Genomic DNA, 26,414 nt, shown 5'->3' with positions numbered 1-26,414 from the left:
ACAGCTACAAAGGGATTTGAACACCAATGACGTTAGCGGCCTACCGGCCAAGGCAGTTGCCTGAGGCTCTTAATGGTTTGTTCACTCTCGCCCTGGACCTGAGATGGAGCTGGCATCACGGCAGTGATGTCCTGTGGCGCACCCTCGATCAGGAAACCTGGGACAGCACACGAAATGCCTGGCTGGTGCTCAATAGTGTCTCCGGAGAGCGCCTGGACGAGCTCAGCTCGGACCCGGAGTTTTTGGCCCGGTACCGGGAGCAGATGGATGCCCACGACCGGTTCGTCCGCGCCAGAAACTGGTATTCCGAAGAGTGCCGGGATGAACTGGACCGTGGCATTGCCTTCTTCTGTATGGAATATGGGCTGAGCGAGTCCTTGCCGCTGTACAGTGGAGGTCTCGGCGTTCTTGCCGGGGATTACCTGAAGGCGGCCAGCGATCTCGGCGTTCCCGTCACCGCCGTTGGCCTGCTTTACCAGCAGGGCTACTTCCGGCAGGCCATCAGTACCGATGGTGAGCAGCTGGAGTTCTACCCCTACAACGATCCTACGATGCTACCAGTGTCACCACTGCGGGATCAGGATGATCAGTGGCTGCGGGTAATCGTGCCGCTGCCGGGACGGGATGTGCGCCTGAGAGCCTGGGTCGGCCAGGTAGGCCATTGCGAACTGTTGCTTCTGGACAGCAACGACCTTCGCAACGAACCTGGCGACCGGGGTATCACCAGTGAGTTGTACAGTGGTGATCCTGAAAAACGGTTGCAGCAGGAGATGGTCCTCGGCATTGGTGGCTGGCGCTTGCTGCGCGCCCTGGGGCGGGACCCTGACGCGTGCCATATCAACGAAGGGCATTGCGCCCTGGCATTGATTGAACGGGCTTTCGGATGGGCCGGCGACAACGAACGTGACTTCGATACCGCCCGTATGGCGACCCGGGCAACCAATCTGTTTACCACCCATACCTCAGTGACCGCAGGCTTCGACCGTTTTCCGAGGCGTCTGGTACAACTCTACCTGACCCCCTGGCTGGCCGGACAGGATCTGAGCGTGGACCAGTTGATGGATCTGGGGACCCACAACTCGGATCAGGACACCACCGGGGATCCCTTGCTGAACATGGCATGGCTTGCCCTGAACATGAGCGGGCGGGTCAATGGCGTCAGCAGGATCCACAAAAAGGTCTCCCAGACCATTCTTCAGGAATTCTTTCCCCGGTGGCCCACGGAGGACATTCCGGTGGAATATGTCACCAACGGGATTCATACGCCAAGCTGGGATTCTGCGGAGTCCGATGAACTCTGGACCCGGGCCTGTGGCAAGGATCGCTGGCTCCGCCCGATGGAAGCCAGTTGCCCCATGAGCGGGATTTCCGACCAGGATCTGTGGGACATGCGCCGCGCCCAGAGAAAACGTCTGATCCACTACCTGCGCCGACGCCTCGCCAGCCAGCATTGTGAACACAATCCTGGCAATGATCCTGTCGCGGCCTGCGGCCTGCTGCTGGATAACGAAACCCTGACCCTGGGCTTCGCGAGGAGGTTCACGGACTACAAACGGCCCAATCTGCTACTGAGCGACCCTGACCGGCTACTGACCTTACTCAATCATCGGGACAAGCCGGTACAGATCGTATTGGCCGGCAAGGCTCACCCTTATGACAAGTCGGGTAAGGAGTTGATCCGGCGCTGGAAGCAATTTTCGAGATTGCCGCAAGCTGAGGGCAAGGTCGTGTTCATCGAGGATTACGACCTGGGCGTCGCGAACCAACTGGTCCAGGGTGTGGATGTCTGGCTCAATACCCCGCGCCACCCCTGGGAGGCCTGCGGTACCAGCGGCATGAAAGTGTTGGTCAATGGTGGACTGAACTTGTCCCAATATGACGGTTGGTGGGCGGAAGCCTGGAATCCGGATGTGGGCTGGGCCATCAGGTCCGGTGCCACCTTCGAGGAGCTCAGTCACACCAACGACCATGATGAATCCGACGCCCGGGAACTGTTTGACCTGCTGGAAAATCGGGTGGTACCGGCGTTTTACCGCGTCGATCAGGACGGACGGCCGATGGACTGGATCAGGATGATTCGGGCCAGTATGGATCAGCTGACGCCACATTATTCTGCCAATCGCATGGTTCGGGAATATGTGGAGGATTTCTATCGCCCCATGATAGCGCTGGGCAAACAGCGGGACCCGGATACGGCACATGGCCTGGTTCAGGAAACGCGCGAGATCAATGCCCACTGGTCCCGCCTCCGATTTACCTCAATTGAGGTTGAGGAGCAGGACCAGAACCAGACCTTCATGGTGGATGTCTATCTGGACGGGGTGCCGGCCGAGCATATCGGCGTTGAGCTGATTGCAGAAGCCTCTGAATACGGCCCCCGGCAGGTGCAGGCCATGGAGCGCAAACAGGCCATGGAAGGATCAGCCCGGGGCTGGATCTACCAGTGCACCGTTCCCGCCCGTCCGGAGGGCCATTACACACCCAGAATCCGGGTCAGAGACGATCGCCTGAACCTGCCACTGGAAAACGCCTCGGTGCTCTGGCTGCGGTAGTCATGGCTGAAATTGCTATCAGCCCCGCCAGAAGGCGGGCGAGAGCACAATAATGACACTGAGGATTTCAAGCCGGCCCATCAGCATCCCGACAGACAGAACCCACTTGGCTGCATCCGGCAAAGGTCCGAAGTTCCCCGCGGGCCCGATGATCCCGCCCAGCCCCGGGCCGACATTGGTCAGGGAAGTGAGCGCTCCGGACAAGGCCGTCACGAAATCCAGTTGCATGGCCGCCAGGGCGACAGTGATCAGGAGAAGGCACAACAGGAATATGAAGGTGTAGGCGATCATTGAGGAGATGATCTCGTCACTGACGGAGCGGCCGTTGTAGTTCCGGGTCAGCACCGCCCTGGGATGCAGCAGGCGCATCAATTGCTCCCGCAGGATGATCAGGGACAACTGGAACCGGAAAATCTTCATGCCACCGGCGGTTGAGCCGGAGCATCCGCCCACGAACATCAGGAAAAAGAACAGCACGAACGCCAGCGGTCCCCAGGCGCTGTAATCCTCGGAGGCATAACCGGTTGTGGTGACGACGGACGTAACGTTGAACAGTGTGGCGGCGTAACTATGTATCGGATCGAACGGAACCGGCGAGACCCACCAGCGATAGAGTGTCAGCAATGCCGGAACGATCAGCAGGATGGCCAGGAACATCCGCACCTGCTGGTCCCGGAACAACACGCCGTGTTGGCCGTGCATTTCCCTCACGAACAGGAAAAAAGGCAGGCTGCCAATGATCATGAAGAGCGTCGCCTCCATGAGGATCACATCGTTGAACTTGCCCATGGAGAGATCGGAGGTGGAGAATCCCCCGGTTGCGATGCTTGTGAGCCCGTGGTTGAACGCATCGAACAGGGTCATGCCGGAAAACCAGTAGGTCAGGACCGCGATCACGGAAAAGAAAACGTAGACGATCAGCAATCCGCGGCTCAGGGTTTTCATCCGCGGCAGGGCCTTGTCCGTCCACTCGGAGGATTCGGTGGCAAACAGGCGCATACCCCCAACCCGCAGGAACGGCAACACGGCAACGAACATGCCGATTATCCCTATTCCCCCCATCCACTGCAGGATTGAACGCCAGAGCAGCAGATCCCGGTCCATGTCGTCCAGACCGCTCAGGACCGTTGCGCCGGTGGTGGTTATGCCTGAGGTGCCCTCAAAAAAAGCATCGGCGGCGGAGAGTTGAAGGTCACTCAGGTAGAAAGGCAGGGACGACAAGAGGGCAATGATGAACCAGCTGGAAACGGTGAGCACAAACATGAAGCGGGGCTTCAGGTCCCGTGACTGGTTATAGGTGGTGACAATACCGAGTATGCCGAGACCGCAGACAATCGCCGCCGATTCCGCAAACGCCATGGCATTGGGCGCTTCGGACCCGGCAAGAAAAATCACCGGTAACGTCATGAAAATGCTCAAAAGCACAAACATAACGCTGACTATAAAAATGACAGGGTTTAGGTTTCTCAAAAGGGTGCTCTAGCCAGCTGAACCGGGAGACCGCGCCAGAATACCTGCAGGCCATGTCATCCGCAAGGCAGTCAAGGCCTTAGCGTTCAATGAATCGAAAATTAAATCGGCGTAAATGACAGGTAACTTCGGATCTTTACTATGGCAAACAGCGTGGGGTTGGTGCATTTTCAGTACTGAACACCGAATGAATCGGTTAAGGAGAACAAGTCATGACACGTACAAAAAAAATCGCACTGGCGCTGGCAACCCTTTCAGGCGGCCTCCTGGCTACCGGTCCGGCTCAGGCTCAGGACATGTACAAATCCGGTGTTGGTGGGTTGTATGCCGGCTTGAATTATACCTTCATGAATGCGGAGCTGGGGCCTTACGATGCGGATGTTGGCACCCTCTCCGGTAAGGTCGGGGTCCTGGCCACCCCCTTCCTCGGTATTGAGGCCCGTGCTGGCTTCGGTGTTGACGATGACCGGATCGGCGGAGCTGATGTTTCCGTGGACAACTTCTACGGCGCCTATGCCACGTTCAACGTGGCTAACGAATCTCCGGTAACGCCATACGCGGTCTTGGGTTTTACCCGGGTTGAGGTGGAAGTCGGTTCGGTCGAGGACGATGACTCTGACGTTTCCTACGGTATCGGCGCCAACATGGAGTTCGCTCCGAACCTGTCCGGTAACCTGGAATACATGCGTTACTATGACGACGACAATGTTGAGCTCGACGGCCTCGGCGTCGGCATTCAGCTCAATTTTTGATCGTTGCTCTGATTTAGCGAATCGGGAGTTGATTTGAACCATCTTGCCCACGTATTCCTCGCACCGGATTCCCCGGAAGCCCGCGTGGGCAGCATTCTCGGTGACTTTACCCGGGGCGTAGAGCTTTCGGCGCTTCCGGGCGAGGTCCACAGGGGTGTGCGTCACCATTTTTCTGTGGATGGCTTCACTGATCGCCATCCCGAGGTTCTTGCTTCCAAACGCCTTTTTTCATCCCAGCGAAGGCGGTTTGCCGGTGTGGCGCTGGACATACTCTATGACCATTTCCTACTGAAACACTGGCACAGGTTCAGTAATCATGATTGTGCCTGCTTTATCGGGCGCACCTATCGGGAGCTGAGCGAAAACCGTCATCTGATGCCGCCTCAAATGGCGCGGGTAACCGCACGCATGGTGGGTCATGACTGGTTCGGGGCCTATCAGGACCTGGATAACATAGGGCAGGCGTTGGATCGGGTCGCTTCCCGCATCCGGTTTTCCAACCGGTTTGAGGGGATGATTGAGGAAATCCATGATCATCAACCGGAGCTTGAAGAACGGTTTCTTGAATTTTTTTGGATCTTCAATGTATTGCGAAGGAGTTTTAATGCGGTTTCTGCCTACTGTTCTGCTGATGTTGTCGCTGGCAGTCACATCTGCCGTGGCTGAGGAAAAAACGGATACCGAAGACAGCGTCCCTGAGGCGCTCGGTTTCGTGGAGTGGGTAGTCATGAAAGATACCCGGCTGAGACTCAAGGCCCGGCTGGACACCGGAGCGAAAACATCGTCTCTGCATGCGGTGAATGTCGAGGAGTTTACCCGTAACGAAGAGCGGTGGGTCAGCTTTGAAATCCCTTTGGGAGATCATGAGGATCAACCGACGGAGGGCGAGTTCGCCCATGATGATGTGGTTATGGTGCTGGAACGCCCTGTGCGCAGGACGGTGCTTATCAAACGAAAAGGGGCACCGTCACAACGCCGGTATGTCGTCGATCTGGAGTTCTGTATCGCCGGCACAATGCACACCACCCAGTTCTCACTGACCGATCGCGGCAAATTTTCCTACCCGGTGCTCCTTGGTCGGCGCTTCATGCGGGATGACAACATTCTGGTCGACTCCTCGGACAGCTTCATCGCCGGCAAGGAATGCGAATACAGCACTCTTGAGGAGCTGGCAGAAGAACAGCAGGCCAAACTGGTTCGCTGATTCTGCATCCTGGTGTCCCCGAGAGCGGCTTTCTCCATGTCAAAAGACGTTAACTATGTGGTGAACGAGAATGCCCAGGGCCACTCGATGCTGGGTAACAGCTATTGGCGTGACCAAGGGCTGCCAATCATCGCCCAGTCCCAATGGTCTTACCTTGATACCTTCGAGGAACTCGGCGGCAAGAACGCAGGGCGCGTTTACCAAGACCTGGAGTTTGAGTATTTCTAAGAATCAGGAATGGATTTCGTAGGTAGTAGCCAGTACTTCCCCCCGCCAGGATAACAGGTCGTAGTGGTTTCTAAGCATCTGTTTAGCAAGAGGCAGGCATTAGAATAGTTGCCTAATGACTACCAAGGCATGTTTCATTTGCCCGTAACTCCAACAGGATGATCAGAGACCATGAAAACAGCTGCTACCTTGTTCAAAGGTTGGCGTATGAAGCGCAACTTCGTACGCCTCGTAGAGAACACCGAACCCCGTCTGCTTCTCGATGTGGGATTTTCGCCGGAAGTTGTCGAAGCAAGACTTCGCACGCCTTTCTGGAAGTTCTGATTACCGCCTTTTTTGCTGGGCCGAAAAAAGACGGCCGGTGGAATTACTTACCACCGGCCCGATTCATTTGCCCAATTTCCGGGTTTTCACATCTTTTCCGCACGCATATCCAGAATCCAGTTCACCAGTTTTCTTGCCTCTTTCTCACTCACTTCTACACGGGCATCCATTTCAGGCATTTCTGCGGAGCCCCAATGATCCTCGCCGCCCGTAAGAACGACCTGAACCAGTCGATCTGCATCGTCTTTCGTATATTTCTGGGCGATACTCTGGAAAGAGGGCGAACGGGGAACCTCTTCACTGGTGGTATGGCAAGCCATACATTGTTTTTCTTCGGCCAGTTGCATCGTGCCTTTCCCATGGGAGTCAGCCAGTACCGTCACTGAGCCAAGGGACAGGCAAGCGCAGCCTGCCAGTGTGATTGGAAAGTTTGTCCATTTCATATCCGCTTCCTTTCGTTTAATCCTGGTTTAATCATCCGAGATTACGACCAATGGTATTAACCAAGACTGCGACCTCTTGACTAAAATTAGATCAGGAATTCCTCTTATTCCACCCAGTGCCGCCATCCAGCCCGACTGTGTTAGGCTTTTGGAGGTTATGGCGGGGAGATAGCGAGCCCGAACCTCTGACAAGGTAAAAGGAGTACCGATGCAGCCGGCACCGGCGTCACCTATTGCGACCTTAGCCACCCGTGCGGTTATTCTCGCCGGAGTCTGGTGGATGTTGACCCTCGGAGACCCCTCAGCCCGGGGGGTCGGGGCAGTGGTGATTGCATTTGTGGCCCTGCTATCCGTGATGCTGTTTCCCCCTTCCATACATCGGCTTCGTCCGCTGGGCCTGGTGCAATTCCTGTATTACTTCCTCATCCACTCGGTTCTTGCCGGCGTTGATGTGGCGAGGCGTCTACTGGCACCTTCACTGCCCATCAAACCCGGAGAGATAACCCTGTCTCTTCGCCTGCCGGAAGGTGGCCCTCGTTGGCTGCTTGCAAACACCCTGTCACTGATGCCGGGCACTCTCAGTGTCCACATGAAAAAAAACCAGCTTACAGTTCACTGCCTGGATACCCGTGTCGATATAGAACCCGGAATTCGTCAGGCAGAGTTTAAAGTCGCGCAAGCGTTCGGAATCACTCTGGATCCGCCGGAAGGAGTCAGGTCATGACCGTGGTCTTGTTGGGTGTTGCTGTCTTTCTCTTGCTCACGCTACTCCTTGCCCTGATTCGGATCTGGCGTGGGCCGGCGGCGGCTGACCGGATGCTGGCATCCCAATTATTCGGCACCACCGGCGTTGCCTTGTTGCTGGTACTGGCATACGCCCGCTCGTGGTCGGCCCTGATGGATGTGGCATTAACGCTTGCCGTGTTGTCGGTCCTGGCCGTAGCGGCCTTCGTTACGCGCGTCGTCAGGATTGACCAGGAAGACAACTCAGACGACTACCGAAATGCCGAGTCCAGAGAGGAGCCACATGTTTGAAGGATTGCTGATTGTAGTTCAGTTGGTTCTGTTGATCTTGGGCTGTGTATTTTTTGCACTGGGCAGTCTTGGTCTGTTCCGTTTCCCTGATACCCTTTCGCGTATTCATGCACTGACCAAGGCGGATAATCTTGGCTTGGGTTTCATTGTGCTGGCGTTACTGCCTCTGGCTCCTTCCTTTGCCGCCGGCTTCAAGACGCTGCTGATCTGGGTTGTTGCCTTGGCAGCCAGTGCCACCTCGGCTCATCTTGTGGCCCGAGCAGTGCGTGGCAGTACCACGGATGGTTCCGGGACAGAGGATGAGCATGGCTGAATGGTTGCTGGACATTGTGCTTGTCATTGCTCTGCTGGTGACGGCCGGGAGTCTCCTGTGGTCGAGGGACCTGTTCCGGGCTGTTGTCTTCTTTATTGCTTTCGGTTTGCTGATGGCCCTTGCCTGGGTGCGCCTGCATGCGCCGGATATTGCACTGGCTGAAGCAGCCATTGGGGCCGGACTGACGGGGGTGCTGCTGCTGGACGCCGCCCGACACCTCTCGAACGGTGAGTACGGAAATGATGCCGGTGAGGACGAAAAGCCATGATCCGCGTTCTGGGCATATTGACTGTCACCGCCGTTTGCCTTGTCTTTGTAGCTGGCCTGGTCTATTCGATTTGGCAGATTTCGATAATGACCACACCAGTCGACTTGCCTGGGTTGTTGGCCGAGAACCTTGAAAAAAGCGGCGTGGGGAACCCGGTCACTGCGGTGCTTCTGAACTTTCGCAGCTACGACACCCTGCTTGAAATCGGTGTATTGGTGATCGCGGGTATTGCCGGGATCTCGGTGGCGAGGACTTCATCGTTGGAAGATCCGGAGCTTCGCACTTCGGATGAATTGCTCTATGCATTGCAACGCTGGCTGATACCTCTGATGCTTTTGCTCGCCGGATATCTGCTCTGGGCCGGAGCCGATCGCCCTGGTGGCGCTTTTCAGGCAGGGGCCGTTCTGGCTGCGAGCGGGATTCTGATGCGACTCGGAGGCATTCCAATGGACTTTTTGCGCCCGGGATTAATGCTTCGGCTGGGACTCTCACTGGGCTTCGCCCTGTTCCTGCTCGTTGCTGTGGCGAGTGCTCTGTCCGGAGGTGCATTCCTGGCATACCCTCCCGAAATGGCCAAGACTCTTATTGTTGTAATAGAGACGGTCCTGACGCTGTCCATTGCAATGGTACTGCTGGCGCTGTTTGTATCTGCACCGGTCAATAATGCAGAGGAACCGGAAGAGGGCGGTGACTGATGACGCCTTCCCTGTTGTACGGCTTAGCAGGAGCCGCTTTGTGCGCCATTGGCCTGTTCGGTTTTATCTTCATCTCGCATCTGTTGCGTAAGCTGCTGGCGTTCAATCTCATGGGTTCCGGGGTTTTTCTGATACTGGTCGGCCTTGCCCAGCATCGCTCCGGACCCGATCCGGTCCCTCAGGCTCTGGTGCTCACCGGCATCGTGGTTGCCATTGCTGCCACCGCACTGGCGGTGGTCTTGATCCGGCGCTATTACCACCTCTCCGGAAAGACCTCCCTTGAGGATCCTGCCCAGGACATACCGCCGGGCCAGGAGCCTCGCCAGGCCCGGGAGGCTCCGCACGAATGACTCTTTGGTTGATGGCGGGGTTGCTGTTCACACCGCTTGCCTGGGCAGTTCTGACCCTCCTTGCCGGATTCAGACGGGGCAGGGCAATAACCTGGCTGGGAATAGTGATCCAGGTATTGGTATCTCTGGCGCTCTGGGCCGTTGTTGCCGGCGAGGGCGGCTTCCAATACCCGCTTGGCGGCTGGCAGGCTCCCCTGGGAATAGAACTGCGAGTGGATGGCCTGGCAGTGACGTTTGTTATGCTGACCGCGCTGGTGGCAGCGGCCTCGGGCCTACACGCCGGATTCTATCTGGACCCGGACAAACAGTGGCACCGTTATTTCTGGCCGCTGTTCTGGTTTCTCTGGGCTGGACTGAATGTTGTCTGGCTGGGAAATGATCTGTTCAACCTGTACGTGGGCCTCGAGCTGATAAGCCTCTCGGCGGTTGGTCTCGTTGCGCTTGGCGGGGAGTCGGAAGCCTTGCGGGCTGCTATTCGTTACCTGATGGCCGCTTTGTTGGGTTCCCTGGCTTACTTGTTGGGCGTTGCCTTGTTCTATGGCCAGTTTGGCAGTCTGTCGCTAACAGGGATTGCATCTGCATTGATCCATGGGAGTACCGGTGAGGGAGCCGGTTTCGCCCTGATACTGATGCTCTTCGGTCTGGCACTGAAAACAGCGCTGTTCCCGATGCACCGCTGGTTGCCACCCGCTCACGGTATCGCCAGGTCACCGGTCAGCGCTCTACTGTCAGCCTTGGTGGTAAAAGGGTCGTTCTATATCGCAGCACGGCTCTGGCTTGAGCTTGGTGCGTCCCTGGGATCACTTGCCCTCGCTCAGTTGCTTGGATTACTGGGCGGTATGGCGGTGTTCTGGGGTGGTTGGCAGGCGTTACGGCAGGCGAAGCTCAAGCAGGTTGTGGCGTACTCGTCGGTCGCGCAGATCGGGTACCTGTTCCTGTTGTTCCCGCTGACCTGGAACACCACAGAGGCGGCGGCACTGCAGGCACAACAAGCCATGACTCTGCAGGTGATCAGCCACGCGCTTGCCAAGGCTGCAATGTTTCTTTCGGCGGGAAACCTGATCATGTCGGTGCGCAGCAATCGGGTGAATGCGCTGGCCGGTGTCAGCCATTTTTTACCGTTTTCGCTGTTCTCATTTGGCCTGGCAGGGGTATCGCTTATGGGCATGCCGCCCACGGGCGGTTTCGCCGCAAAATGGCTGTTTCTCCAGGCAAGCCTGGCCACCGGTCAGTGGTGGTGGCTGGTGGTGCTTCTGGGCGGGGGACTGTTGTCTGCTGCCTACGTATTCCGGGTGTATCGAGCCTCATTTGTCGAAGACTCCAACATCGATCATTTCTTTCATCCTGCCCGCCGCCTTGAGATCATCCCGATGATTCTGGCGCTGCTTTCCCTGGGGCTGGGCCTGATGGCCGAGCCGGTACTATCCGTGATGGCCCTGGCGTTCGCCAACGGGGAGGGCACATGACTGCCAGCGCCTTGCTACCGGTTTTCGCGCTGATGACACCCCTGACTGCGGCCGTCATCATTTTTACGCTGCCTGAGCAAAAGCACCGACTCCGAACCGCCGTAAACCTTACCGCGGCAATCCTGAAGCTCCTGCTGGTCGGACTGATGATCTGGGGTGTGTTTCAGGGAAAGGAGTATGGGATTTCTTTTCCCATGATCCCCGGTGTGGAATTCGTGCTCCGTGCGGACGCCCTCGCCTTGTTGTTTGCGGGACTCTCGGCAGCACTGTGGCTGTTGACCACGGTGTACGCGGTGGGGTACCTGGAGAACTCCCCCAACCGAAGTCGTTTTTTCGGGTTTTTCAGCCTGTGCGTGGCCAGCACCATGGGCATCGCCCTGGCGGGTAATCTGTTCACCTTCTTTCTTTTTTACGAGATGCTCACGCTCTCCACTTATCCGCTGGTGGTACACCGAGGAACCCAACAGGCATTGCGGGCCGGTCGCTCCTACATCATCTATACGCTCACCGGGGGTGCGGTTCTGCTTTTTGGGATCGCTTTGCTCCACGGTTTTTCCGGTGACCTGTCGTTCCGACCGGGCGGTCACTTTGCCGATATGGCGCCTGACCTGCAGTCCCCCTTGACCATCGTTTTCGTGATTCTGATTGCCGGCCTGGGCGTAAAAGCCGCCATAGTGCCGCTACATGGCTGGTTGCCAGTGGCGATGGTGGCACCGGCACCGGTCAGCGCGCTGCTGCATGCTGTTGCTGTGGTAAAAGCGGGGGCTTTCGGCATTATCCGGGTGGTTCTCGAAATCTACGGCCTGGAAACAGCAAATGCGCTGGGTTTGTTATCGGGACTGGCCGCCATTGCTGCGTTCACGATTGTCTACGGCTCGGTAAGGGCGTTGAGTCAGTCTGACTTGAAGCGGCGCCTGGCGTTTTCAACCGTCAGTCAGGTGTCTTATATCATTCTGGGACTTTGTTTAGCCGGGCCGGTGGGCGTGGCCGGCGGCTTGGTCCATCTGGTTCATCAGGGCGTCATGAAGATCACGCTGTTCTTCTGTGCCGGCAATTACGCGGAAACTCTGGGAATACACCGAATAGATGAACTTGATGGTGCAGGGCGGCGGATGCCGGGTACTTCTGTCGCCTTCACCCTTGCGGCGTTCGGCATGACCGGAGCACCGCCACTGGCGGGATTCATCACCAAATGGACCATGGGGACCGGAGCTCTGGCAGCGGGCATGGATTGGGTGATTGCCGTGCTGGTGATCAGCAGTCTGCTCAACGCTGCGTACTTTTTGCCGGTACTGAACAGGATCTGGTTCCGCGAGCAGAAAGATGCGTGGCCCGAGGAACGGCAATGGGGCCGCTTTGAGACCAGCGCCTGGCTGCTATGGCCTCCGCTGGTGACTGCCGCCTTCCTGGTACTGGCGGGCTTGCTGGCCTCGGCGTCGTTCAGCCCGCTGGGATGGGTCGAGCTGATTGTCGCAAGGGAGGTGGACTTGTGATGATCACCGCACCACTGCTTCTGATGACCGTGATTCTGCCTCTGGCCTCTCTTTTGCTGGCCTTCAGGTCACGATGGCAGGAGAGTTACCGGTACAGCCTGCCTCTGCTGCCACTTCCGGCAATACTGGCGAGCCTGATAGCCGAGCCCCATAACTGGCTTGAACTGCCCTGGTTACTTATTGGCGGGGTGTGGGGGCTGGATGCGCTGCGGCAAACCTTTCTTCTGCTCACGTCTTTGCTCTGGGCGACAGCAGGTATCTTTGTCGTTGGCTACATGAACACACGCAAACTACGCGCATTCTGCGTGTTCTGGGCCCTCACGCTAACCGGAAACCTGGGCCTGATAATCTCTGTGGATCTTGCCAGTTTCTACAGCTTCTTTGCCCTGATGACCTTTGCCGCCTACGGACTGGTGGTCCATCACGGGACCGACGAAGCCAACCGGGCAGGGCGGGTCTACCTCGCCATGGCCGTCGCTGGCGAGATGGCTCTGCTCACCGGTCTGCTGATGGCGGCCCAGCAGGCGGACAGCATGCTACTCACCGAGCTTCCCGGTGCCATTGCGGATTCCGAGCGGAGCGGGTTGATCATTGCCTTTCTGGTCTCGGGTTTCGGGGTCAAGGCGGGGCTTCCGTTCCTTCACTTCTGGCTGCCCCTGGCGCACCCGGTCGCGCCGACCCCGGCCAGTGCTGTGCTCAGCGGCGCAATGATTAAGGCAGGATTGCTTGGCTGGCTCGTTACGCTGCCGTTCGGCGAACTGTCATTGCCGACCTGGGGCAATACGCTCGTGTTTCTTGGTGCAACCGGGGCTCTCGGCGGCGCAATACTCGGGTTAAAAGAGGTTCGTCCGAAAACGATTCTGGCATATTCGAGCATCAGCCAGATGGGGCTCATTACCTTGATGGTTGGCGCTGCCATGGCAAATACCGCCCAGGCGGCAATGCTTTTGTCTGTTATCGCCTTGTATGCTTTGCATCATGGCCTGGCCAAAGGTTGCCTGTTTCTTTCCACGGCAGTGGCGCTGCCGGAAGAACGCCGGTCCCGGTGGCTCGTTTGGCTGTTGATTGGATTGCCCGGGCTTTCACTCGCGGGCCTGCCGTTTACCAGTGGGGCAGCGGCCAAATTCGCCATGAAGGATGCCTTGAAGCCTGAGCAGTATGAGTTCGCCATGGCGGAATACTTACCTCTGATAATGACCGCCGGGGCTGTTGCCACCATGCTCCTGATCTGGCGATTTCTCTGGGCACTCCGTCAAAACGTTCAGACAGGGCATAACCATCGTTTCAAATGGCTGGGCTGGGTGGCAGCTACGGGATGCAGTCTGCTGGCATTCTGGTTTTTACCAGGCGCCCTGTCTGAGGCAGGACAGCTCTGGTTCGTGCTGACAGCAAGTGAAGGCTGGACTCTGATCTGGCCAATACTGCTGGCAACGGCGATTGCTGCTGCGTGGTGGACTGCGAGGGGGCGGAATGGCGCTGGTGAGGGCTGAGTCTGGAGCCGAGGGGGTATTTTTGCGAAGCCCAACGCGGTCTCGATAGTGGGTTTCGAGCTCTTAGTCGATTGGCAAATTTGGCATTTTTTTGATGAGTTCGCGGAACGATGATAACGAAAGCGCTGTAGTGCGAGTTAAAAATAATCATCTATAGTGATGAGTAAGTCGTATTACCACCTACTGCTTGATAGGTGAAAAAATCATGAAAAAAATAGTCCCCCAAGTCGCCACATTTCTAGGCGCTCTTTCATGTTTTGGATCGGTAAATGCGACGGAGGCGAGAACCCCTCTCGTTCCGCTTCCTTCTATCGGCGATTTTACAAATGGCGATGGTTGGGGCGTTGGGCTTGGGCTGGGCGTTGAATATGAGTCTGCTTATGAGGGTTCGGACGAATTCGAGTTTGAGATCGATCCCGCTGGGGGTGTTCAGTGGCGAACTGGTGAACATATTTATTTCTGGGCAGGTGAAGCAATTGGGTGGCGAACACTGGCCAGGGATGCCTGGTTGTTTCAAGCCTCTGTAGGCTACGAAGAAGGCCGTGAAGAGGGTGATTCAGAAGATGGCAGACTGGATGGGTTAGGCGAATCCAGTTCTGGGGTGACATTGCTGTTGGAAGTGCGTCATGCCCTTGCAGAAGATTGGCGTTACTTTTTAGATGGCCGTGTATTAACTGGAGAAATCGGTACGCTAGGGATTTTCGGCGCAGGAACTTGCTTGGGTTGCCAACCTAACGGCACTGGCTGGGAAGTTGGCGCTGTTGTCACTTTCCACGATGGTAAGTTAGCCAACCGGGACTTTGGCGTGAACACACGGCAATCCATAGATTCAGGTCTTCCAGAAACCGATGTTGATAGCGGGTATAGATCAACTGGTGTCAATGTTAACTACCGAAATTACTTGAACGAAAGCTGGCAGATCTTCGGTGAAGCTCTTTACGAAGTCTATGGGAGTGACGTTTCAGATAGCCCAATATCTCGGAATGATTACGAAGCGGAGATTGGTGTTGGCTTCATTTATGTTTTTTGAAAAAGGGACGATTTTCGGTGGTTTTTGCAGGAAGGCTCACAGTTATTGGGCTAGGGCTGAATTGGTCAATAACTCATGAACTAAAAGATACACTGCAGGGCATTTAACATAATATACATTATGCGCAGTTGTGGGTAACTCTCGGGTGGGTAGGCGCCGTCTCTGCTTCCTCTACTGCTCGTTAAGCCGTCATCAAAACAATCACTAACTGGACTGGGCTGGGCTACCGGTTGAAGGACAAACGAATGGCCGGTCTCGTTCCCGGCACTATCCCACAACAGGAGGAATCTGACGACACCGACACTCAAAAACCGAACACTGAAAGCTGATGAAAACTGGACAATCTAAACTGATCTGGGGTATCGAATTCTACCTGAGGCCAAGAAAGATGTTGGTGGTTATCTGATGGGCTACAACAACCGGCAGCGACCTCACACATTCAACGGCGGCATTTCACTCGTTACAGCTGAGGAAAACCTTAAAATACTGTCCGGGATTAGTTGACCACTACAACACCAGGCGTCAGAGGTTACTTCGTAAGGTTAAGCGTGGCCTTGGATCCCCTGCTTATAAATCAGGTAAACCCTGGCCGCAGCCTCCTCAGTATTGCTCATGTTATCTGCCAAGAGTGACTGTATCACCAAACCCTGAATGCTCCCGAGATAGAGCGTTGCAGCAGCTTCAATGTCAAGATCAGCTCGCAACTCTTCTTTTCTAATACCCTCCTCGAGTAGTTTTTTCACCTGCGTCCGATAAGAGTCCAACACATGCTCGATGATTAGCCGGGCCCCTGTTCTTTCCGGTTTCTGGAGTTCTCCCAACATCAACTTTGGAACTCCCGGTTTATCCGAAACGAACTGCATATGGGCCAGAAACATCGCCTCAAGACCTTTCATAGGAGATTTGTATTTCTCTGATGCCTTAAACACTTTCTCCATCATCTGATTTGCCACCCATCTCGCTACAGCCTCCCATAACTTACCCTTATTTGGGAAATGCTTAAATAATGCGCCTTGAGACAAATTGACGCCATTTGCTATATCTGTGGTTGTTAGCGTAGATGGGTTTTGAATTCCGCAAAGCTTAATTACCGCCTCCACAGTTTCAACCTTGCGCTTTTCAGTTCTAACATAAGTTCGCTTGTTATCGGACACGAAGAAATACCTCTTTTTTTAATCTAAATCTTTCTGTAACCAAAAAATAAATTACTATTAAATTCTATATCATTTCAACAGTCTATCAAGATATTTTTTCCGATATCACTCAACTCTTAGGTCTTTCGCACTCAATAAAAAAACTAAGATCCTGAATAGCACTATACAAAACTTCCTCTATGGCAACCCCATACTCAGTGTCCCAAATAACATGAGCATTACGGTCTGGGTAAAAAGTATATTTATAAGGCCAGGAAGCGGATGTCTTGTAATGGTACTCACTTAATTTATAACCGGAACGACCATCAAAAACCGAGAAAGAAATACTAAAATTCCTCACCAGTTTTTTGTATGTTTCGGGTGTTGCTCCAAGCCTCTGGATAGATGTGTCGTAAATTTCAGCGCCTAGAATATAATCCGATTTTAGTTCTTGAGCAAGTTCCCTAACCGACTGTTTGGGAGTGATATGATCAGATGTATGCTTTGTGACCTCTCGTTCCGCATTCGTAATTTTGACCTTGTAACCCGCCCCGAAGCGATCAAGGATGCTAATATATCGTTCGAAAATTCCTTCCAGATTCCGCCCAAACTCTTCCGACACGAAAATGGCTCTCGAATCAAACTCAAAAGGCAATATGCTAACGGCCCCTACAATTCCAGGACTACTTGGACAGTGGTTGGACTCTTGAACTTCAACGGCGGCCGTAACCTCAATCTCATTCCCCCGTTTTAGCTCCTTGATGTTATTGACTTTGATCGGAACAGTGCCAGATGAGCCATCGATTACAATTTCCGATTTCTCATTTATATAAACCAGAATGTTTTTTAATGCAGAGGGTGATAAGCCTGTGCCAAACACTATATCCCGAAGCGATCTTTTTGCGGCGAGAATTCTAGCAGCCTCTATTTGATCATTCAGAACCGTGGCCTCACCGAGAGCGAGGTAATTATAACCGTGAACTGGCATACTCACGGCCAAAAAAATAATGAAAAATAGTGCAATCATTGGAAGCCTGCCAGTTTAGAAAGCACAACGCTCTTAATTTCAGCTGAAAGGTCTAAATTTACGACCAAATGCGTTGTATAATTTTGCCCATCAATTTCATGCATTAAAGTAACCGTAGTAATCCTCTCAGAGCATGCGTCAAAGTCCGTCAAGGCCTGCTCTAACTCAGTAACATTCTGAGCTTTTATTGATTCTGGCAACTCGCCTAGAACCTTTTCTAACATCGCTTTATAAGCAATCACCTTGGATTGCATCATAGCTTGAAACAATCTATCTTCGTACGCAGGTCCGGCCTGAAGGTTTATAGGTGCACGGCCAGAAACTTCAAGACACACTTCACCTTGGCGGGTTACCTGCATTCGTTTCTAACCACTTGCCTTTCTCGAGAGGTTGTCAGCGCAAATATTTCTGATAGCTTCAGGCCGTGCCATCAACAATCAAGTGGAATTTATCGTTCGTTGATTTGGCCCGATATCAAATTCAATAAATTGATTTTCTTGCACTGTACTCCTGAAAAAAGTCGGATTCTCTCCAATCACGATCAGATGATGAGCTAAGGCTGACGTTAGAAAGATTTTTGAGGCGAAGAACCCTAGAAGTAAAATTGCAACACTAGCCAATAAAAAAAAATAGGTTCGATTGTTTACAGCGCCCTTCATCATCGTGCTCCTCAATCAATACTGACGCCGAAGGAAGTAATAGCTTACTTACACTGATACTAAGCCATACATTTGTGTTATGCAACAACCTCAAACAGCGGTCGGGGATCCTGCTCAAACGACAGATACTTGTCGCCCTTGCCCGGGTGCAGGCCGCAATACACCCCTTCATCGGCGACTTCCTGGACGTTGGTCACCACGTTGCTGCCACAACAGAAGGTGAAGACAGTAGTCAGGGTGAAATCTTCAATCTCCTCATCACGAGCCATAACATAAGGCCATCGGTGAATGGAATTTCCGCGGCATTAGAGGCGATAACGGTGGCGAACGGGTTAATGGTCGCCCCCAATACCCCGATGCCGGCGCCCACCAGGATGACAGCGACCCCGGTGACCGCGTCATATCCGCCCGAGATGATCACCGGAATGAGAATGGCATAGAACGCCAGGGTCTCCTCCCCATTTCACCTGCCAATCGGAACAGTACATTTCCCCTTCGACACGGCACTTTGATTCCTTAGGCTTATATCCTTTCACGAAGAACAAACTGCCCGGTTACGCCACGCCTATAGGAAGAAAAGGAAAGTAATTACCTACTTTCCAGAAGCCTAGATCAAAGACTAGTTTGGCGCAAGCACCTTATTTGAAGCTATATATGAGAAAACTGAAGTCTTGTCGCAGCCCCAGTCACTCACTTCCGAGGACAAAACTGAAGGGATTGGCACGGCAGGCTCTTCAAGGGAATGACTTGATGTCAGGAATATTATCTGCCTTTTGAGAGGACGGGGCGGCTGTGACCCGGGCCAATTCAACTCGGTTCCTTCCACTCTTTTTGGCTGAATAAAGCGCCCTATCCGCGCGATTGATGAGTTCTTCTACTGACTCACCACCAGTGAGAGTTGCAACTCCAAGACTGATTGTTTGAGTATGTCCATGCCCCATAATGTCGATCAAAGTCTCTGAAACACTACTGCGACATTTCTCGGCGACTCTCATCGCCCCATTAGAGTCGGTTTCCGGAAGAAGGATCAGAAACTCTTCCCCACCCCATCGGCACACAACATCTTGTTTGCGGAGACAGTCTTTGAGTCGTCTGGCAACTTCTCGTAGCGCTTGGTCACCCGCATTATGACCCCAAGTGTCATTGACCTGCTTAAAATCATCTAAATCAGCGATTACGACGCTCAGCGGTTTTTGAGAACGCTCGGCACGGGAATGATCATGATGAAATAGTGGAAGAAATGCACGGCGATTCAAAAGCTGTGTCAGCGGATCATTAATAGCCAGCTCATAGTTTTTGAAATTTTCGATGGTGACCCTCTGAATAAAAGTTATGAGCAGGCAGTTGATAAGTGAAATCATCAGTGGCCCTAGAAGTATTGCCGCCAGCTCCACCGACAAAGAGTTGCCGATCCATGCAATCAATGCCATTGCAAGAACAGGAACCAGAATTATCAGAACCCAATCCTGGAAGCTCCGCAAAGACAAAATGGAAGCAACAAAAAAACCAAGAATCAGACCTTGAGGTACCTGATTTAACATGCCCGGGACATTGCTCGCATAGATATAAAGCTGTGCCAAAACCAGGAATATCAGTGATATTCCTGTGAGTTTCAGTAAATACCGTGTTGGCCAACGCGGAAACCCCGTAGATCTGGCAATAACTGTGAGCAATACAAAAGCCACCACTGGGGCTCTCAGATAAATTTCGATGCTGGTTAATTCCCCACCATTAAAACCAAGGTGAAAGGCGTGGTAGATCACTAACGCGGTCAGGAGAACCCAGGCCGAATAAATAGCCAACCTTGCCTCGATGTGCTCCTGATATTCACCAAGGGTCGCATTCCTTCTCTCCGGAACTTGCTCGTTAACCACCTAAAAACTCCCACACCAGAGCGTTAACCTTTCATATTCTTCTGGACTCGTTCCTGCGAAAACCGCGTTGACCGCGTTAGCCGCGTAACTGTCCGGATCATAAAATCCCGCCGTTGGCGCCAGCATCGCATCCCCAAAACCCTGTGGGTTTGGGGGCTACCGACTTTTCTCGCAACCTTCCCTTTTCCGCACGGCATGGTATGGTGTCAACAACGGCACGTGGACTTGTTAGATCTCCATCTTTTCAGGAAGAACATCCAGCCTAATGCGCCATGCCGGCACCAGAAACGAAAGTAATTGCACACTTGCTTTAAGAATAAATCAAAGACTTTTTTGGCGCAAGTACCTTATTTGAAGCTATATAAGAGCAAACTGAAGTCTTGTCGCAGACCCAGTCACCACTTCCGAGGACAAAAGCTGAAGGGATTGGCACGGCAGGCTCTTCAAGGGAATGACTTGATGTCAGGAATCATCTGACTTTTGAGAGGACGGGGCAGCTGTGACCCGGGCCAATTCAGCTCGGTTCCTTCCACTCTTTTTGGCTGAATAAAGCGCCCTATCCGCGCGATTGATGAGTTCTTCTACTGACTCACCACCAGTGAGAGTTGCAACTCCAAGACTGATTGTTTGAGTATGTCCATGCCCCATAATGTCGATCAAAGTCTCTGAAACACTACTGCCACATTTCTCGGCGACTCTCATCGCCCCATTAGAGTCGGTTTCGGGTAGAAGGATCAGAAACTCTTCCCCACCCCATCGGCACACAACATCTTGTTTGCGGAGACAGTCTTTGAGTCGTCTGGCAACTTCTCGTAGCACTTGGTCACCCGCATTATGACCCCAAGTGTCATTGACCTGCTTAAAATGATCTAAATCAGCGATTACGACGCTCAGCGGTTTTTCAGAACGCTCCGTACGGGAACATTCATGGTGGGCCAAGGGTAAAAAAGCCCGGCGATTCAAAAGCTGTGTCAGTGGGTCGATGGTAGCCAGCTCATAGAGCTTTTGCCTGTTTTTGAAATTTTCGATGGCGATCTTCTGAATAAAAGTTATGAGCAGGCAGGTGACAAATGAGATTATCAGTGGCCCTAGAAGTATTGCCGCCAGTTCTATCGACGCCAAATTGCTGGTCAAAGCAATCAACGCCATTGCAAGAACAGGAACCAGAATTATCAAAACCCAATCCAGGCAGCTCCGCAAAGACAAAATGGAAACGACAAAAAAACTAAGCATTAGACCCTGGGGCACTCGGCTTAGCATGCCTGGCGCACTGCTCGCATAGATATATAGCTGTGCCAAAACCAGGAATAGCAGGGATATTCCTGTGAGTTTCAGCAAATATCGTGTTGGCCAAGGCGGAAATCCCGTAGATCTGGCGATAAATGTGAGCACTACAAAAGCGACCACTGGGGCTCTCAGATAAATTTCGATGCTGGTTAATTCCCCGCCATTAAAGCCAAGGTGAAAGGCGTGGTAGATCACTAGCGCTGTCAGGAGAACCCAGGCCGAATAAATCGCCAGCTCTGCCTCAATGCGCTCTTGATACGCATCAAATTCCTCGCGCCATCTGTCCGGGACTTTTATGTGATCCATCTAAAAATCTCATGTCACCACGTTATCCAGTCGGATTCTAAACTGATTGTCATGTGGATCCTACAGGGCTATGGGGTCAAAGCACTCCTGATCGCCCGTACAGGGAAAGCACAACAAGCTGGTCTTGGTTTCCAGGTTTTGGCACCCCGGGGAAATAGCGGGAAACCAGAGAATTACCAACTTGCCATCGCCAAGCCCCTCACGGCCTTCACAAACTTCCAACCTGGGAGCTCAGTGGTTCGGGTTGTCGACGAATCGCTACCATGATATAAAGTAATTAATCGCTAACTTCTGGGAGAGGGGAAGGTATGTCTGAGTCGGAGCCTTCAACGGCAACCGCACGCCACGCATCAACCAGTCATGAAGGACTGGTTCCAGGCCTCACGTTAAAACCACAATGTGCCGCAACTACGACCGAGCCCAAGTCAGTGATTTCACGGTTACCGAAATTTCTTTGTTCAAGACCCACTTGGACAGACTAGCCATACCACAAACCTTTTTCGGGTTTTGGGGTACCGTTCCGTTTTCCACCGAATATTAGCTCAGACAAGGAGCAGACACCGTGAAGTGGTCCAGAAGGTTGATGTCAGTGGTCGTAAGTTTAGCGGTTGGAGCTGGCCTTTTGCTGCTATTTATTGCTGACAGGCAGGTGCCCGAGAAGATTCCCCAGGAATCCTACGTAGCAGATTTGCGATTCATTAATGTTGCGTCAATTCCCCTCAGAATCGAAGCTCGGGGCTATGGTGAGGCCCGCCCGGCAGAGACTTGGCAGGCTATTGCAAATGTCGCTGGCCGCGTTGTGGAACGGCATCCAGAACTTGAAAGCGGAACGCTGCTGCAAGAAGGAACGATCTTGTTGAAACTCGATCCTTCTCGGTATGAACTAGCCATCTCCGAGGCTGAGGCAGATCTGGAAAGCCTGACCGCAGAGCTCGGACAACTGGAGATTGAACAACAGAATACTCGTCGGCTATTGGCTCTGGAGAAAGAAAGCCTCGCTTTGGCCGAACGGGAACTATCTCGCATCGAACGTCTGGCAGAGAGTGGCTCTGTTTCCGTTTCAAGACGCGATGACCAGCTCAGGAATACTGTCAGCCAGCGCCAGGCAGTGGCCTCCTTGGAAAACTCACTCGACTTGATCCCCGCAAGGCGTGAGGTTTTGGAATCTCAAAGGGAACGGGCCGCTGTCCGTTTGGCCCAGGCGCAAAAGGACCTCGACGATACGATTTTCGTGGCGCCATACGATTTGCGTTTGGGCGATGTCCAGGTCGAGTTGCATCAATATGCCGCATCAGGTCAGCATCTTTTTGACGCCGAAAGCATATCTGCAGCGGAAGTAGAAGCGCACGTTCCATTTTCTATGCTGCGTCGGCTTTTATCCGGAGTCTCAGTCTCCAAAGCAGATCAATGGCAACTCGACATCAGTGAGCGGATGGAATTCTCCTCGGTGAATGCTGAAGTTGTATTAGCGGGTGCCTCTAGTGTGCGGTGGTCTGCCCAGCTTACGCGCGTATCGAGTGGCCTTGATCCAACTACTCGCACTGCACGTGTGATCGTGCGAGTACAAGACCCCTACCGCAATGCATTTCCGCCTGATCGTCCACCGCTCCAACGGGGCATGTATGTTCAAGTGCAACTCACTGCAGAAGCTGACGATCGAATCGCGATTCCGGCAACTGCGGTTCACGATGGGCAAGTTTTCGTACTTGATAGTGATGACCGTGTGCGGTTCCAAGAGGTTGAGGTGTCCTTTGAGCAGCACGACTTGGCGATTATCTCCTCAGGGCTCAATCCCGGTGACCGGTTAATTGTGGATGATCCCGTTCCAGTGTTTGAAGGTATGCAGGTCACCCCCCAGCATGACCAAGCATTAGAAGAACAACTGAAAGCTCGTGCGGAAGGGGATATTAAATGATTCGCTGGTTTGCAGGTCATCCCACGGCCGCCAATCTTTTGTTGATTGTACTGCTGGCAGCCGGTCTCTTTGCCTCCCCTTCCCTGAAACGAGAGACCTTTCCTGACTACCGGCCGGTAGAAGTCAGTATCGAAGTCGAATACAGGGGAGCCACTGCGGCCGATGTCGAGGATGAAATTTGTCGGCGCATTCATGACGCCGTCAAAAGCGTCGACTTTCTCGATGAAGTCGTTTGCTTTGCGCAGGATAACGTCGCCAGCGCTATCGCCACCATGGAAGCGGATGGTGATGCTATCCGATTCCTTGCTGAGATCGACAGTGAAGTAAACGCTATCACGGATTTGCCCGCAAGGGCTGAGGAACCCGTGGTACGAGAGATGCACCGTAGTGATTTGGTAGCTGCCGTTGCTGTAACCGGGGAGATGCCAATTGACAGGTTAGAGGACTACGCATACCGGCTTGAAGATCGCATCATGTCCCTTCCTGGAGTTGCTGAGGTTTCGATTCACGGGGTCTCGCAACGTCAATGGCAGGTTGCCGTACCACGGGAAGTGCTCGGTCAACACGGTATTTCCGCACGGGATCTGGCGCGCCGTGTTGCCCAGCAAAATGTGGATATGCCACTCGGAACACTTGAAACTGGCGAGCGAGACATTCAGTTACGGTTCACTGATCAACGCCGCTCGATGCGTGAACTTGAACAATTAATCATTGTTTCTGATCCCAAAGGGGGAGAATTAACCCTTGGAGACATAGCCGAGGTCACGCAGATTTCCGATAAGGAAGAGGAAAAGATCCTTTTCAACGGTAATAAATCGGTGGTCCTGGAAGTCAGTAAGACTCTCCGCGATGACTCCCTTAATGTCATGGCCTCTCTGACAGATCTCGTCGACTCAGAGCAGAAAAGACTGAATGGAGGCGTGGAACTGACAATTACCCAAGATGCAACCAGCATAGTCCGGGATCGCTTGCAAATGCTGGTTGAAAACGGGTTCCTTGGATTGCTTCTGGTCGTAGGCGTGATGAGCCTATTCTTCCGCCCTCGCCTGGCCATGTGGGCGGTTCTGGGGCTGCCCGCAGCATTCATGGGTGCTTTCTTCGTCATGTCGGTGGCAGGGCTGTCGCTGAACATGATCACACTGGTGGCTTTGCTAATGGCCATCGGCATTGTTATGGATGATGCTGTTGTAATTACCGATAACATTGCCGCCCATGCACAAGAGAGCACTAGTCCACTGGAGGCGGTGGTGGAAGGCACTCGTCAAGTGTTGCCTGGAGTACTTTCGTCATTTATGACAACGGTTTCGGTTTTTGTTCCGCTCTCGTTCCTGGCTGGTGAGCTGGGTGCGGTACTAGAGGTCTTACCGGTAGTGCTCATTGCTGCCTTGGCGGCAAGCCTCGTTGAGGCATTCTGGATCCTGCCGCACCATTTGAAAGGTAGCGTCAAAAATCTCCAACAAGGTCATGATTCTCGATTCCGAACTGTTTTTGATCATGGCTTTGAGCGTTTCCGAGAGAGTGTGGGCAGGATAGCAGACCTGGCTATCCGATTTCGCTATCTGGTTCTGGGTCTTATCCTCGCAGTAATACTGGCTTCGGCAGGTTTTATGGCTGGCGGCCATGTCGGAAGTGAAGCGATGCCTGACATCGACGGGGATGTTCTGGAGGCGCGTATTCTAATGCCGCAAGGAACTCCTTTGCCGCGCACTGACATAATTGCCGGGGAAGTGGCAGATGCCATGCGTCGTATCGACCAACGCCTGACTCCAGAGCAACCCCGCGGGGCATCTCTTGTGAAATCCATCCAAACCCGCTTCAACTATAATCCAAGTGCTGATGAAAAAGGCCCTCATGTGGCCACCATAATGGTTGATTTGCTCACCGCGGAAGAACGAACCGTGACATTGGATCAACTGACCGAGGCTTGGCGCAATGAGATTGGAAGTATTGCCGGCATACACAGCCTGATCATTCAAGAACCGGGGTTCGGACCAGCAGGGATACCCATTGAGGTGCGTTTAGAAGGTGAAAATCTGGATGCTTTAAAAGCTGCTGCACTTGAAATGGCGGGACACCTGGCAACCTACTCTGCTGCCTACAACGTCATGGATGATCTACGGCCCGGGAAGCCCCAACGCAGCATTTCTATTGCGCCTGGCGCCCATGCACTGGGCCTCAACGCTGAGGAGATAGCTTCTCAACTGAGAGCATCATGGCTCGGGGACATAGCCGACACTTTACGGATAGGCGAACGGGATGTTGAAGTGCTGGTACGCCAGCCTATTGGTGATCGAAATAGCCTGGATGATCTTTCAGACCAGACCATCACGCTTCCTGATGGACGTCGTGTACCATTGATTGAAGTGGCGGAGATTACAGAACAACGTTCATGGGCACTCATCACACATATCAATGGCCGACGCACGGTCACTGTTGACGCCAACGTAGATGCCCGCCAAAGCAGTGGCCAGAATATTGTAAGCGACTTGCGTGGTGGTTGGCTTTCAGACTTCCAAAATCGACACCCGGAAGTAGACGTCATTTTCGAGGGGCAGGTAGCACGTTCGGCGGAAACCGGTGCGTCCATCGGTCAGGGATTACTCATCGGGCTTGTGGGAATATTTGTAATCCTATCCTTCCAATTCCGCAGTTATATAGAGCCGCTTATCGTAATGCTTTCAATCCCGTTGGCCTTTATTGGCGCAGTATGGGGGCATGTTTTGATGGGGTACTACATGTCAATGCCCTCTCTTATTGGCGCCGCGGGACTCGCAGGGATAGTCGTCAACAATGCCATTCTGCTGATTCAGTTTATAAACACGCACCGTGCCAGAGGGCTAGATGCTGTATCTGCTGCCGGTCAAGCCAGTCGCGATCGGCTTCGGGCTATTTTGATCTCTTCAACAACAACTATTGCCGGATTGTTGCCAATCTTGCTGGAAACCAGCGCCCAGTCGGATGCCATCAAACCATTGGTGATATCGGTAGTATTTGGCCTTCTCAGCGCTACGGTGCTGGTGCTCTTCGTGATCCCTGCACTCTATGTATTATTTGATGACTGGGGATGGTCGCAGGCGAATGACAGTTAAGGCATATACAG

General features: G+C 53.4%; 27 protein-coding genes. 18 read left to right on the top strand and 9 right to left on the bottom strand.

Annotated features, from left to right (window positions below):
- The first annotated feature begins 26 nt into the window (after window positions 1-26).
- Window positions 27-2,552 carry an alpha-glucan family phosphorylase gene (glgP, locus tag R6W86_RS00665; protein WP_410327467.1) on the top strand — a complete coding sequence of 842 codons (2,526 nt, stop codon included), beginning with the start codon at window positions 27-29 and terminating at the stop codon, window positions 2,550-2,552.
- Between the two features lie 18 nt (window positions 2,553-2,570).
- On the opposite strand, the gene R6W86_RS00660 is transcribed toward glgP, so the two are convergent.
- Window positions 2,571-3,983: a TrkH family potassium uptake protein gene (locus R6W86_RS00660; RefSeq protein WP_410327466.1), complete on the bottom strand. Its 1,413-nt coding sequence runs from the start codon at window positions 3,981-3,983 to the stop codon at window positions 2,571-2,573.
- Between the two features lie 251 nt (window positions 3,984-4,234).
- Between R6W86_RS00660 and R6W86_RS00655 the strand changes: the two genes are divergently transcribed.
- The 5 genes from R6W86_RS00655 to R6W86_RS00635 all read left to right on the top strand — a co-directional run bounded on the left by R6W86_RS00655 (window position 4,235) and on the right by R6W86_RS00635 (window position 6,530).
- A complete protein-coding gene (locus R6W86_RS00655; RefSeq protein WP_410327465.1) occupies window positions 4,235-4,774 on the top strand; it encodes an outer membrane beta-barrel protein in 540 nt (179 codons plus the stop codon).
- Between the two features lie 33 nt (window positions 4,775-4,807).
- Window positions 4,808-5,440: an ACP phosphodiesterase gene (locus tag R6W86_RS00650; RefSeq protein ID WP_410327464.1), complete on the top strand. Its 633-nt coding sequence runs from the start codon at window positions 4,808-4,810 to the stop codon at window positions 5,438-5,440.
- A complete protein-coding gene (locus R6W86_RS00645) occupies window positions 5,379-5,978 on the top strand; it encodes an ATP-dependent zinc protease (protein ID WP_410327463.1) in 600 nt (199 codons plus the stop codon). The genes R6W86_RS00650 and R6W86_RS00645 overlap by 62 nt, the downstream gene beginning before the upstream one ends.
- 36 nt (window positions 5,979-6,014) lie before the next feature.
- Entirely contained in the window at window positions 6,015-6,206 is a 192-nt protein-coding gene (locus tag R6W86_RS00640) for a hypothetical protein (RefSeq protein ID WP_410327462.1), read from the top strand.
- 171 nt (window positions 6,207-6,377) lie between these two features.
- Entirely contained in the window at window positions 6,378-6,530 is a 153-nt protein-coding gene (locus R6W86_RS00635) for a hypothetical protein (RefSeq protein ID WP_410327461.1), read from the top strand.
- Window positions 6,531-6,616: 86 nt separating this feature from the next.
- Here the strand turns inward: R6W86_RS00635 and R6W86_RS00630 are convergent, their stop codons facing one another.
- Window positions 6,617-6,973, bottom strand: coding sequence for a c-type cytochrome (locus tag R6W86_RS00630; protein ID WP_410327460.1), 357 nt, complete (start codon window positions 6,971-6,973; stop codon window positions 6,617-6,619).
- Between the two features lie 208 nt (window positions 6,974-7,181).
- Here R6W86_RS00630 and R6W86_RS00625 point away from each other — a divergent pair, with 208 nt between their 5' ends.
- The 10 genes from R6W86_RS00625 (at window position 7,182) to R6W86_RS00580 (ending at window position 15,113) form a co-directional block, all read left to right on the top strand.
- The gene (locus R6W86_RS00625) at window positions 7,182-7,697 is read left to right on the top strand and encodes a Na+/H+ antiporter subunit E (protein ID WP_410327459.1); all 516 of its coding nucleotides are present in this window, start codon (window positions 7,182-7,184) and stop codon (window positions 7,695-7,697) included.
- Window positions 7,694-8,008 (top strand): monovalent cation/H+ antiporter complex subunit F, encoded by a 315-nt coding sequence (locus tag R6W86_RS00620; RefSeq protein WP_410327458.1) that lies wholly within the window; start codon window positions 7,694-7,696, stop codon window positions 8,006-8,008. The genes R6W86_RS00625 and R6W86_RS00620 overlap by 4 nt, the downstream gene beginning before the upstream one ends.
- Window positions 8,001-8,321, top strand: a complete 321-nt coding sequence (locus tag R6W86_RS00615; RefSeq protein ID WP_410327457.1) for a cation:proton antiporter — start codon at window positions 8,001-8,003, stop codon at window positions 8,319-8,321. The genes R6W86_RS00620 and R6W86_RS00615 overlap by 8 nt, the downstream gene beginning before the upstream one ends.
- The gene (locus R6W86_RS00610) at window positions 8,314-8,589 is read left to right on the top strand and encodes a Na(+)/H(+) antiporter subunit B (RefSeq protein ID WP_410327456.1); all 276 of its coding nucleotides are present in this window, start codon (window positions 8,314-8,316) and stop codon (window positions 8,587-8,589) included. The genes R6W86_RS00615 and R6W86_RS00610 overlap by 8 nt, the downstream gene beginning before the upstream one ends.
- Window positions 8,586-9,284 (top strand): MnhB domain-containing protein, encoded by a 699-nt coding sequence (locus R6W86_RS00605; RefSeq protein WP_410327455.1) that lies wholly within the window; start codon window positions 8,586-8,588, stop codon window positions 9,282-9,284. The genes R6W86_RS00610 and R6W86_RS00605 overlap by 4 nt, the downstream gene beginning before the upstream one ends.
- Window positions 9,284-9,634 (top strand): cation:proton antiporter subunit C, encoded by a 351-nt coding sequence (locus R6W86_RS00600; protein ID WP_410327454.1) that lies wholly within the window; start codon window positions 9,284-9,286, stop codon window positions 9,632-9,634. The genes R6W86_RS00605 and R6W86_RS00600 overlap by 1 nt, the downstream gene beginning before the upstream one ends.
- Window positions 9,631-11,100 (top strand): complex I subunit 5 family protein, encoded by a 1,470-nt coding sequence (locus R6W86_RS00595; RefSeq protein ID WP_410327453.1) that lies wholly within the window; start codon window positions 9,631-9,633, stop codon window positions 11,098-11,100. The genes R6W86_RS00600 and R6W86_RS00595 overlap by 4 nt, the downstream gene beginning before the upstream one ends.
- Complete coding sequence (locus R6W86_RS00590; protein WP_410327452.1) at window positions 11,097-12,593, top strand: complex I subunit 5 family protein; 1,497 nt, start codon at window positions 11,097-11,099, stop codon at window positions 12,591-12,593. The genes R6W86_RS00595 and R6W86_RS00590 overlap by 4 nt, the downstream gene beginning before the upstream one ends.
- Window positions 12,593-14,083, top strand: a complete 1,491-nt coding sequence (locus R6W86_RS00585; protein WP_410327481.1) for a complex I subunit 5 family protein — start codon at window positions 12,593-12,595, stop codon at window positions 14,081-14,083. Before R6W86_RS00590 ends, R6W86_RS00585 begins: the two co-directional genes overlap by 1 nt.
- A gap of 205 nt (window positions 14,084-14,288) precedes the next feature.
- The gene (locus R6W86_RS00580; RefSeq protein ID WP_410327451.1) at window positions 14,289-15,113 is read left to right on the top strand and encodes a MipA/OmpV family protein; all 825 of its coding nucleotides are present in this window, start codon (window positions 14,289-14,291) and stop codon (window positions 15,111-15,113) included.
- 542 nt (window positions 15,114-15,655) lie between these two features.
- Here R6W86_RS00580 and R6W86_RS00575 read toward each other — a convergent pair.
- The 7 genes from R6W86_RS00575 to R6W86_RS00545 form a co-directional block, all read right to left on the bottom strand.
- Entirely contained in the window at window positions 15,656-16,267 is a 612-nt protein-coding gene (locus R6W86_RS00575; protein WP_410327450.1) for a TetR/AcrR family transcriptional regulator, read from the bottom strand.
- Between the two features lie 109 nt (window positions 16,268-16,376).
- A complete protein-coding gene (locus R6W86_RS00570; RefSeq protein WP_410327449.1) occupies window positions 16,377-17,273 on the bottom strand; it encodes a flagella assembly protein FlgT middle domain-containing protein in 897 nt (298 codons plus the stop codon).
- Window positions 17,270-17,632, bottom strand: coding sequence for a hypothetical protein (locus tag R6W86_RS00565; RefSeq protein WP_410327448.1), 363 nt, complete (start codon window positions 17,630-17,632; stop codon window positions 17,270-17,272). Before R6W86_RS00565 ends, R6W86_RS00570 begins: the two co-directional genes overlap by 4 nt.
- Before the next feature lie 377 nt (window positions 17,633-18,009).
- Entirely contained in the window at window positions 18,010-18,201 is a 192-nt protein-coding gene (locus tag R6W86_RS00560; RefSeq protein ID WP_410327447.1) for a hypothetical protein, read from the bottom strand.
- Window positions 18,165-18,353, bottom strand: a complete 189-nt coding sequence (locus R6W86_RS00555; protein ID WP_410327446.1) for a hypothetical protein — start codon at window positions 18,351-18,353, stop codon at window positions 18,165-18,167. The genes R6W86_RS00560 and R6W86_RS00555 overlap by 37 nt, the downstream gene beginning before the upstream one ends.
- Before the next feature lie 313 nt (window positions 18,354-18,666).
- Window positions 18,667-19,806, bottom strand: a complete 1,140-nt coding sequence (locus R6W86_RS00550; RefSeq protein WP_410327445.1) for a GGDEF domain-containing protein — start codon at window positions 19,804-19,806, stop codon at window positions 18,667-18,669.
- A gap of 462 nt (window positions 19,807-20,268) precedes the next feature.
- Entirely contained in the window at window positions 20,269-21,399 is a 1,131-nt protein-coding gene (locus R6W86_RS00545) for a GGDEF domain-containing protein (protein WP_410327444.1), read from the bottom strand.
- Between the two features lie 562 nt (window positions 21,400-21,961).
- Here R6W86_RS00545 and R6W86_RS00540 point away from each other — a divergent pair.
- The gene (locus tag R6W86_RS00540; protein WP_410327443.1) at window positions 21,962-23,314 is read left to right on the top strand and encodes an efflux RND transporter periplasmic adaptor subunit; all 1,353 of its coding nucleotides are present in this window, start codon (window positions 21,962-21,964) and stop codon (window positions 23,312-23,314) included.
- Window positions 23,311-26,403, top strand: coding sequence for an efflux RND transporter permease subunit (locus R6W86_RS00535; protein ID WP_410327442.1), 3,093 nt, complete (start codon window positions 23,311-23,313; stop codon window positions 26,401-26,403). The genes R6W86_RS00540 and R6W86_RS00535 overlap by 4 nt, the downstream gene beginning before the upstream one ends.
- Window positions 26,404-26,414 lie beyond the last annotated feature (11 nt).

The organism is Marinobacter sp. (genome assembly GCF_046484525.1).
Lineage (GTDB): Bacteria > Pseudomonadota > Gammaproteobacteria > Pseudomonadales > Oleiphilaceae > Marinobacter.
Note: the sequence above shows the minus strand (reverse complement) of the source record. Positions and strands in the feature narration are given on the sequence as shown.